Source organism: Micromonospora sp. NPDC053740 (genome assembly GCF_040677775.1).
GTDB lineage: Bacteria > Actinomycetota > Actinomycetes > Mycobacteriales > Micromonosporaceae > Micromonospora > Micromonospora alfalfae.
On record NZ_JBFASO010000011.1, the window covers coordinates 57,735 to 67,350 of the forward strand.

The 9,616-nt window shown below is 67.0% G+C and carries 6 protein-coding genes; all 6 read right to left on the bottom strand.

The genetic code is table 11. The features are described 5' to 3' along the window. Nucleotides 1-69: 69 nt before the first annotated feature. The 6 genes from AB0K35_RS26245 to AB0K35_RS26270 all read right to left on the bottom strand — a co-directional run bounded on the left by AB0K35_RS26245 (nucleotide 70) and on the right by AB0K35_RS26270 (nucleotide 9,354). Nucleotides 70-1,080, bottom strand: coding sequence for a Gfo/Idh/MocA family oxidoreductase (locus AB0K35_RS26245; RefSeq protein ID WP_363888401.1), 1,011 nt, complete (start codon nucleotides 1,078-1,080; stop codon nucleotides 70-72). Next, the gene (locus AB0K35_RS26250; RefSeq protein WP_363888403.1) at nucleotides 1,077-2,348 is read right to left on the bottom strand and encodes an aspartate aminotransferase family protein; all 1,272 of its coding nucleotides are present in this window, start codon (nucleotides 2,346-2,348) and stop codon (nucleotides 1,077-1,079) included. Before AB0K35_RS26250 ends, AB0K35_RS26245 begins: the two co-directional genes overlap by 4 nt. Next, nucleotides 2,345-4,063, bottom strand: coding sequence for an SUMF1/EgtB/PvdO family nonheme iron enzyme (locus AB0K35_RS26255; RefSeq protein WP_363888405.1), 1,719 nt, complete (start codon nucleotides 4,061-4,063; stop codon nucleotides 2,345-2,347). The genes AB0K35_RS26250 and AB0K35_RS26255 overlap by 4 nt, the downstream gene beginning before the upstream one ends. Beyond that, nucleotides 4,042-4,806 (bottom strand): alpha/beta fold hydrolase, encoded by a 765-nt coding sequence (locus tag AB0K35_RS26260; RefSeq protein WP_363888408.1) that lies wholly within the window; start codon nucleotides 4,804-4,806, stop codon nucleotides 4,042-4,044. Before AB0K35_RS26260 ends, AB0K35_RS26255 begins: the two co-directional genes overlap by 22 nt. A gap of 34 nt (nucleotides 4,807-4,840) precedes the next feature. Beyond that, a complete protein-coding gene (locus tag AB0K35_RS26265) occupies nucleotides 4,841-6,955 on the bottom strand; it encodes an ATP-binding protein (RefSeq protein ID WP_363888410.1) in 2,115 nt (704 codons plus the stop codon). Between the two features lie 359 nt (nucleotides 6,956-7,314). Continuing rightward, complete coding sequence (locus AB0K35_RS26270) at nucleotides 7,315-9,354, bottom strand: ATP-binding protein (protein ID WP_363888413.1); 2,040 nt, start codon at nucleotides 9,352-9,354, stop codon at nucleotides 7,315-7,317. Nucleotides 9,355-9,616 lie beyond the last annotated feature (262 nt).

Below are 9,616 nucleotides of genomic sequence, written 5' to 3' on the forward strand. Positions count from 1 at the left end.
ATGCTTCGAGGGCGGCGCTTGAGACAGCCGCCCACTTCGCTGGAACCTCACCCGTCTGGATGGAACGAATCAGCTGATTGCGCCCGGCAGGCGGTACGGCAGGCCACCGTGAGCGGCTGATGCATAGGCGGCTGTGATCGCGTGTGCGACGACGAGTGCGGATCGCGCCGGCTCTGCTTCCATAGCAGCGGAGGTCACCTGGCGGAGTACATCATCGGCGAGTGCGGGTAGCCAGTCGTCGTGGGCGTGGCGACTCTCTGGTGTCTCGGTCCGTCGCCAGGTTCGCCGCCCGGTGGGGCCGTCATCGACGAGGATGTCGTCGTTCAGGACGACCCTGCCGTGTGTGCCGGTGAGGCTGTAGGTGTTCCGCCGCTGCGGGGCTCGCCATGAAAGCAGGATGTGGGCTTCGATCTTGCCGCTCATGGCGAGCACCAACTCGACGTGATCTTCTACCCCCGGGGTGCTGTATCCCATCGTGCAGCCGACCAGGTGGACATGCATCCCGGTCAGCCATTCGGCAAGGTATACGCAGTGCGTGCCGTGATCGACAAGGACACCTCCCCCGGAGACTGCGGGGTTGCGGCGCCACGACGGGTTCCAGTCCGGAGATCCGCTTGCCGACGTGGGGCGTTCGATTCTCATGTCGAGGCGCTGAAGGGGTCCGATTCGTTCGGGGGCGCCGAGTTCGCGGAGACGCTGTAGCAGCGGCGAGTGTACGTAGTTGTGGCCGGGGTAGATGATCCTGTTACGTTGCCGGGCAAGCGCGATCAGCTTCGCTCCGTTGTCGGGGTCGAGGAAGGTGGGCTTCTCACAGAACACGTGGGCGTCGCGCATGAGCGCCTGCTCGGTGTATGCCTCGTGGCTGGTCGGCGGCGTGCAGATCAGCGCCAGGTCGATATCCATGTCGATGTCGTCGAGAGTGGCTGCCACGGCGGCGTGCGGGAAGCGGGCTCGTGCGGCGTCGCGCCGTGTTGGCGTGGGGTCGAGGATGGCTACGATCCGGGTCTGAGGCATGGTGTCGTAGCACCGGGCGTGGGCTTCGCCTGCCCGCCCGTATCCGATGACACCAACGTTGATCATGTCGGGGCCTTGTAGCGCTGTAGCACTGACACGAGGGTGTCCACGGCTGCGGTGAGTTCGGTCTCGTCGGCGGTGAGCGGCGGGTAGAGCCGCAGGGTGTGCCCTCCGGTCATGACCAATACTCCGGCGGCTACGAGCTGCTGGAACACCTCGCGCAGCTGCTCCTTGCCGGTGACGTTCAAGCTGATCCCGATCGCCATGCCGATACCGTGGACGCTGCTGACCAGCGCAAGCCCGGCGAGGTCCTGGCGCAGCCGGGTGAGCGTCCGAGTCCCCACCTCGCCCGCTCTGTCTGCCAGCTGCTGCTTGTGTACGGTCTGGGCCACGACGGCGACGGCACGGCATGCGAGCGGAAAGCCGCCGTAGCTGGAGGAGCTGGCGCTGGGGGCTCCGAATGGGCCGCGCTGCATGAGGTCGGTCGGGGCGCAGATGGCGGAGACAGGGTAACCGTTGCCGAGGCCCTTGCCGAGTACGACGACGTCGGGGCGTACGTCTGGTTGGTCGCTGGCGAGGATGGTGCCGGTGCGGCCCATGCCGGTCATGGACTCGTCGGCGATGAGCAGTGCCCCGTGTTCGTCGGCGAGGCGGCGCAGGGCACGGAGGTAGCCCGTAGGCGGCACCACGTTGCCTGCGCGGCCTTGGACGGGTTCGACCAGGATCGCTGCGAGGGATCCGGTGGATTGCTCACGCAGGATGTCGCGGGCGAGGTCGACGCAGGCGAACCCGCAGGCTGGCGAGGTGAGGCGCAGGGGGCAACGTGAGCAGTTCGCGTATGGTGCGCTAATGCTGCCGGGTGCGGTGGGTCCGAGGCCCGTGCGTGCCCCGCTGGTGTGCGCAAGGCTGCCCAATGTGCGGCCGTGGAAGGACTGCCAGAAGGAGAGGATCTCGAAGCGGCCGGTCGCGGACTTCGCCAGCCGGATGGCCGATTCGACGGCCTCGCTGCCGCTGCTGTAGAGCTGTACGCGGTCAAGGTGAGCCGGCAGCAGGTGCCGCAGCAGGCGCGTCATCTCCAGGCGGGCGTCGCTGGCGTGCGCTCCGATCATCCAGCTGCCCATCTGTCGGGTCAGGGCTTCGACATACGCCGGATGCGAGTGGCCGAGGAGGTTGACGCCGGCGGCGCCCATGAGGTCGGCGATCCTGCGCCCGCTGGTGTCTGTGAGGTGCATGCCTGCCGCTTCGGTGACGGAGAGACCTGCCCACCGGACCGCCTCGGAGATGCCCGGTCCGAGGACGGTCAGCTCCTCATCCCAATGCGCCTGGCCGCTCACGACGTCGTCTCCCTGGCGTTGGTGGACGCCACCCTGAACCCGCCCGCGGGGTGGCGATCGGTGGCGAGCATGCGATTGCGGGTGAACGAGTTCGCGCACTCGGTGGCGTAGTAGAAGGCTCCGCCGCGGATGACGTATCGCTCCCCCGGTCGGGTGCTGGCCATCTCGCGTCCGTCGTCGTGGCGATAGGGATAGCCGAATGTCGGTTGGTGTCCGCTGTGCCCCCAGAGGCTGCGGGTCCATTCCCAGACGTTGCCGATCAGATCCTGGCAGCCGGCCTCGTTGTCGCCGTCAGGGGAGAACCGGCCGGGGGCGACGACCGCGCCGATCCCGGTGGCGCGGATGTTGGCCCGACGTGGATCGGGTACGTCTCCCCAGGGGTGTCGCCCGCCTCGGTCGTTGCCTGCGGATGCCTCCCACTGCGCTTCGCTGGGCAGGACGATGCGCTGGTCCGGAGCCAGCGCCCTGGTGTGATGCAGGTGGCGGGTCAGCCAGGCGCAGTAGCGCGAGGCGTCGAGCCAGGACACCATGACCACGGGAAGGTCGTCCCGCCACCACAGCGAGTCGTCGGCCTGCCAGTGGTCGGGGCAGGGGCCGCCCTCGGCTGCGAGGAAGGCAAGGTACTGGCGGTTGGTCACTACGGTGCAGGCCAGCCGGTACGGCTGTAGGCGAACTGTGTGTCGCGGGCGGCAGTCGTCCTGTCCGTCCGGTGCGTCGACGCCGAGGATCACCTCGCCGCCGGTGTGCGGCAGCAGGTCGGGTACCGCCGGTCCCTTCAGCGCTGCTTCGTGGACCTCGCGTGGGATGACGCCGTCGGCCAGCAACTGACGCAGCGACGGCTGCCGGTCCTGCCGTGACATCGTGTCCGCATAGCTGCGGACGGCCTCGGCGCGGTCGCTGGCCGCCAGCCGCAGGAGGCTGGCGCGCGCGAACGGGGTAGATGCGGCCAGCGCGGCGAGTTCGGTGACCGCGTCGAGGCGGGAACCCGGGTCGGGCGATGTGAGATCCTCGCGGACGTAATCGGGCAGTTGCTCGCTGACGTAACGAGACGTGATCGCAGCCTGGCTCGCGCCGACGGCGAGGTGTGGGCTCCCGCCTGCGGCGACGACGCGTTGCCGGGCGAGGTCCAGCAGTTGCGGCACTGCCTGCTGGGTTCCGGAGGCTGCGAGGTCGCCTAGGACCGCAGCGAGGGCATCATGGCAGGTGCTCTCGGGCCTCGTATCCGCGGCGGATGGCGATGCGAGCACGAAGGCGCCCGCAAACGCGGGGGCGACGGCCCCCACCGTGTCACGAGTGGAGACGAGGTCTGCGCAGACGATGACCGGCTTTCCCGCTTCTGGAAGAACGACCGCCGACAGCTCATCGATTCGGAGCATGCTGTTGGGGCGTCCCGGAACGGAGCCGGGCAGCGCCAACGCGGTGATATCGCCGTCGCGACGGGTGAAAGTGACAGCGTGGCCCGCCAGGCAGACCAGCAGCACATCCTGGCCGGCGAGAGCCTTCCTGGCATCGTCGATGGCGCGGCGGGCGGCGGCGGGGTTGCCGAGTCGCCGGTCGGGAATCACGATGATCTTGCTTTCGAAGTGGTGGTCGAGCTGCCAGCGCAGCTCGGCCTGTATCTCGCCGTGCGCCGCCCAGCCGATCGCCGGCAGGTGCCGGTAGGTGGTCGGCGCGAGAAATAGTGCGCCGATACTTACAGGTATTCGCGGAGCCATGTCACCGTCTCGCGGTACACGATGTCGCGTTCCTGCGGTTCTTCGAGGCAGTGATCGCCGTCGGGTACCCCGACCACCTTGTGCGGTCCTGAGACCAGATCGGCTGCGCGCACGCTCTGCCCGAATGGCACCTCGTGGTCGGCCTCCCCGTGAACGAAGAGCACCGGCGTGGACAAGCCACGCAGCGGTGCGCTGACGTCCTGCACGTCCTGCAGCTCGTCGAGGAACGCCACGCCGATCTGCTCGCCGTCGAGATCCACATAACCGTCGCGCCGCGCCGCGCTGAGGTTCTCCTCACTCACGTAGGATTCGAACGCGCCGTCGAGCAGCCAGATGGCCGGCCACAGCAGCACGACCGCTCGGTATGCCGGGTCGTAGCCGGCCAGGCCGACGGTGGCGCCGAAGCTCTCCCCTATCAGCGCCCAGGCAGTCGGCTGATACCTGCCATCGACGAAGCTGCGGACCGCTCGCAGGTCCTCAACCTGTCGGACGATGGTCATGTCCCGGTAGCTGCCGGTGCTTTCGCCGCAGCCGCGGAAGTCGAAGCGCACGGAAGCGATCCCGGCAGCGCCGAGATGCGCGGCAAGGTCGGCGTAGAGGTCGGCCGGCCCGTCCTTCTGCCCACCCGGTCCGCCGTGCAGCATCATGACCATGCGATGCGGCGACCCGGTGGTCGGTGTCGCGACGACGGCAGCGAGCTCGTCATTGCCCACACCGATCCGGTGACGTGTCTGCTGGATCATGAAAACCTGCTCCTCATCTCTCGGTGGCGCGCAATCAGTCGCCGCCGACCGTCTGGCTGGTGAACCTGATTCTCGGACGCCGGTACGCGGCCAGCCACAACCACGGCATGAACAGCGCTCGGGTCGCATAGCGCGAAGTGGCCTCCGCTTCGGACTGCTCGCCAGACAACGACAGCTGCCGTGCGTCTAGAGCGGCCCTACGCGCGTTCCGGTGCGCTCTGAGCAGGCGCCCCCGGAAGAGGTTCAGCCGAGCATCGGTCAGGTCGATGCGGACCAGCTGACGGACGTCGCGGTATTCCTCAGCGATCTGCCGCGCCTGACGAAGCAGCAGACCCGAGTCCGCGAACGCCCGCCGCATCAGACTCACCTCCGCCAGATCCCTGATCGCGTATGCCTTGCCCCGCTCCCAGGGCAACTGCTCACAGGCTTCCAGGAACCGGCGCACCGTCTGCTCACACGAATCCAGCTCGCCCAGATGCCAGTAGGCGGCTCCGACCAGCGACTGTATGTCGATCATGTTGTTCGGGTCGCCAGCTGCCCGGGCGATCTTCTCGGCATCTTCCTGAGGGTTCTTGACCACGGCGAGGGCTTCGGCCGCTTGGCCGGCTCGGAACAGTGCGAAGCCGACGCACCGGAGCTGTCGGGCGATCTCCCGTGCCGAGCCGGCGTCCCGCGCGATACCGAGCCCCAGCTGGGCCGTGCGAGCCGCCTCCTCAGCCTCACCGCGCACCGCGTGCGTAGATGAGATCACTGACAAAGCCAGCGAACGCTGCTCATCGTTCCCCAACGCCGTCGCTGCCTCGTACGCGACCCAGCCGAGTTCGATACGGTCGTCGAACAGACCCAACGTGAAGAAGATGTCGAGCGTGACCTCGAACAGCTTCACGCACTGCTCGTACGCCTCACGCCGGTGAAGGTCGCGGACGAGCAGCCGAATCGCCTCGATGTGCGCGCCGGCGCCGGCGGCGTCCTCCCAGTCCTGGCTGAAGCGGGCGATGAAGTGCTCCGCCAGCCTTCCCGCGAATGACACAGTCTCGCCGGACGCTGTGTGGTTGAGCACGAATAGCCGCAGCGCAGCCGAGCATGTGTACACCGTCACGCCGTGCTGCTGGCGCGACGAGAGCAGCCCATCGGACCACAGCCGCTCGACGAGGGCGCCCACGTCGGCCGCCGGGACCGCGAGCGCCACTCGCAGCTGCTCAGCGTCGGCGCTGCCGCCCAGGTAAGCGCACACACGCAGCAGGCTGCGCCCCATGTCGTTCACTTCCTGCCACACCACGCTGAATAGCGCGTCAGCCAACTGCGTCGACCCGCTCTCAAGCTGACCAAGCCGGTCCGAAAGACTCCGGCCGTCTCGCGAACAGGCCAGCACGAACAGCTCAATCGCCCTCGGATTGCCGCCCAGCAACCGATGGATACGCTCGAACGTGGCTGCGTCAGCGCCGACGATCTCCGGAACGCTGCGGCGCCGGGCCTCCCGAAGTAGCAACTCCTGCATGTACTGCAATTGAAGCTCCTGCAGCAACACTCGCGGCGCCGGCAGTCGACCGGGAGTGTTGGCGCTGACGATGGCCAGCGAGCCGCTCGGCAAGGTCCTGAGGAAGTCGATCAGATGCTGCGCATCAGCGGCGGTCAGCCGCAGGTTGTCGACAACCAAGACAGCCGGATGGTCAGCCAGGTGGGCACGAAGCGCCTCGGCCTTGTGCTCGGCGGAAGCAGCTGACAAAGCCGGACTGCCGGTGGCGAGCCCGAGCGTGCGCGCGAGGTCCGCGAGACTCAGCACGCTGTTATGAGCGTCGAACCACACCAGGGACGTGAACCCGTGGCCCGGCTTCCTCGCCGGCCGGCGCTCGGCAAGCCGATGCGCCACCTCCGTTGCCAGCGCGCTCTTGCCGACACCAATGCTGCCCTCGATGGAAATCAGGTACTCGCCGCGGTCGAGATGCTGCAGAGCCTGGGCAACCTCATTGCCGCGGTCGACGAGTTGGGTACGAGACGGCAGCAGCATCTTCGGCTTCCCTGACCGGTGCCTGCCAGCTTCGCGGAGACGCACGATCAAGGGCGGCAACCCCAGGACAGCGGCGACCACCGCCAGCAGCCCGGAGATCAGGCCGAGCCACTCGTTCACGCCGGAGGTGAAGCCACCCACAGAACAGACCTCACTCGCACGCCACCATCACGGTCGGTCATTCATCGACCACGGAATGACGATCATCCCCCGCCAGTCTTACGGACGTCCACGTCGGACGCAATGCCTCGACTGCATCGGCAAAGTGCCAGTGAATTCGGCGCTGCCCACGCCTCGACCTTGCCCTGCATCCAGGGCTCTTCGACCTCCTGGAGCGTCTTGACCAGGGACTTCTTGATGTACTACGCCGCCTGAGCTTCGGCCGCTGGCGAAGTCTCAGGTGCAACCCAGCCCCGCTCGCTCGTCCAGGCGATGCTCGTCTGCGCATGCCGGCCGGCCATCGAGTGCGACTCGAGCAGCACCATCCGAACGGCGACACATCACGACCTCGGCGCGAACTCCGATGCCACGGCGGGAGCCGTTGCAGTAGCTGCGCGCGCGGTGTCTCCGGACACCGGCCCGGCGGACTGTCCGGGAACAAGCATTTGTGGGATCTGCCCGTTGTGGTGAGCGTGCAGGTACTCCATGGCCTGCTCGACGGTGGGGTCGTGGGCGAACTGCTCCTGGAAGTACTTAAGCCGATCCCGACAGTTGTCGATGATCTGCGCCCAGGACCGCAGCCAGACCCGCACGGATGCCGCGCCCTGCTGGTACTGCCCTATGCAGCCAGGTGGGCGGTCGCTTGATTGGGCCTTGGCCTTGGCAACCTCGGTCATGTCGGTGGTGACCAGCCAGAAGTCCCATTCGACGCGCACGTCGGCGAACTGCGGGTCGGTGACGACGGCGAGGGCGTAGTCCTCGATCTGGTTGATTTCCTTGTGCCCGACGGTGACGTGCGGCGCCTTCAGCTCGACTACGAGGTGCTGATGGCGGTCGTGCTCTCTGCGTGCGCGGGAGAGCATCAGGTCCACGATGCCGACCCGTCCGTCGGGGCGGCGCACCGGTACCTGGTTGCGGATCTCTCGGCCAATAGCGTGCAGATGCCGGTCGAGGACGGCGTCGAGGGACCTGTCGCTGACGAGGAGGTTGAAGCGCTCGCCGAAGACCCACACCTCGTTCTCGAGGATCTTGTGGAGTTGGCTGCGCTCTTTGAGGACGCGTCGAACCTCCGGGTCGAAGACCATGTGCTGCAGCGCGGTGAGGAACGTCAGGCGGTCTGACACGCTGGTAGATGCCTTGATGACCGTGGCCAGGCTGGTGCGATCTAACAATGTCTTGAGGTTGTTCTTGTCGTCGGTGGAGAGCTTGAACACCTCGTCGAGCAGGTCGTGCATGTTGTCGGGCTGGTGGCGCACGGCCTCGCGCAGCAGGGCCAGGGTGGTGCGTTGCGCGCGTACCGTGCGCGGAATTTGGCGATGGACGGTGGTCGCCACGAGGTCGAAGGTCTCGCGCTCCAACGCGTCTGTTTCTGTGGCCGCGTCACCGGCGTAGGGGTAGACGCCGTCCTCCTTCCACTGCTGCACCACCTCGCGGCGTTGTTGCACAGCCCGCAGTTTGAAGTGCTCGCGCAGCTTGTCTCGGGCTGCGGTGATCAAGGCGCCAACGTGGGAGTCCAGCCGACCTTCGCCGAGTAGGAAGTCGCCCTGGTGCTCAGGCATGGCTTCCCACAGCACGTAAGCGGTGAAGGTAAAGCCGGGAGCGCGGATGCCGACGTCAGTGATGTCGATGGTGATCCCGTCGGCGTCGCACAGGTGCAGCTCGCGGTCCGTCTTCATCGACCACTCCACCACCCGCAACCGGGCGGCTTGCGCCGGCTCGCCGTTGACGGTGAAGGATAGTTCGTACTCGTCCCGGCGTTGGATGGACTTCTCCGGGTCGATCCTCTGCCCGTCGTAGATCACTTCTATACCCTGGTAGACCGCGAGATATGTCGCCAACTCGGTCGTCAACTGCGCGACCGCCTTGTGGGTCTTTAGCTGTTCAAGACGCTTGGACTGTCGCCCCCATGCCTCGAAGGTGGTGCCGGTTGGCTCGTCCGTCGGCTGCGGCGTGGAGATCTCGAAGTCGTTGCGTGCCGTGGCGCTGGCGCGAATCACTACACGCCGTCGACCGTCGATGCCGTCCGCAACCGTGGCCCACCGGATGTGATCACCAAGGGCGTAACCCCGCAGGCGACCCTGGCCGGCGCTGCCGTGCAGGAACCGGTTGAGCTGCGGTGTCCGGCGGGTCATCTTCTTCCAGGACCCACCGATGCGTTCGAACGCCGAGTCGCAGCCTTCCGGGGTGATGCCACTGCCATTGTCGATGACGGTGATCTTCTCCACCCCGCCAAGGTCAGAAAGGTCTAGCAGCACCTCAACCCGGGTGGCGTCGGCGTCCAGAGCGTTCCACACCAACTCCTTGACCGCCCCGACTGGGTCGTTCTCGCGCGCGAGCCGCTCAACGTGATCCTCGGCCGCTTCAAGATGCACACGACGCATGCGTTTCACACTGTCACATCAACGTCACGCCTGGCGACCATCGACTCGGCAGGGCGGCCCAAGTTCATGGCGTGGCGTCGCACCCACGGCTCCTACGACGCCTGGATGGTGGTAGATGCGCGTTGCGAGGGGCGCGGCATTCATGGACGACCAGCCCAGTAGGTAGCGCCCCCGCTTGCCCGCCACGGCGCACTGATATGCCGGGGGGCCACCAGCCGCCGGAGATGAAGTGCATCCATCCGCCCAGCAGCCCCAGCCTCGC